Origin of the sequence: Rhizobium ecuadorense (genome assembly GCF_001187535.1) — a bacterium.
GTDB lineage: Bacteria > Pseudomonadota > Alphaproteobacteria > Rhizobiales > Rhizobiaceae > Rhizobium > Rhizobium ecuadorense.
Genome location: NZ_LFIO01000545.1, coordinates 1 through 211, shown reverse-complemented (window position 1 = coordinate 211; position 211 = coordinate 1). Strand labels below are relative to the sequence as shown.

Here is a 211-nt window from a genome sequence, read left to right as displayed (position 1 = left end):
ATACGGCGACCGCATATACTCACGCACCGGGAATTTCTTCGTGACCAGCCTCAAATCGCTTCTGGCCGCCTGCGGCCTCTCAACCATGATCGGCCTTGCCGCAGATCCGTCTTTGGCCGCTTCGACGACCTACCCGCTGACCCTGGAAAACTGCGGCGCGCAGGTGACTTTTCAGAAGGCGCCCGAACGGGCGATCGGCCTCGGCCAGAAC

Annotated in this window: 1 pseudogene; it reads left to right on the top strand. The window is 62.1% G+C overall.

The annotated features are described in order from the left end of the window. Positions 1-40: 40 nt before the first annotated feature. Positions 41-211 (top strand): annotated as a pseudogene (locus AF337_RS11920) (ABC transporter substrate-binding protein); the annotation flags it as partial.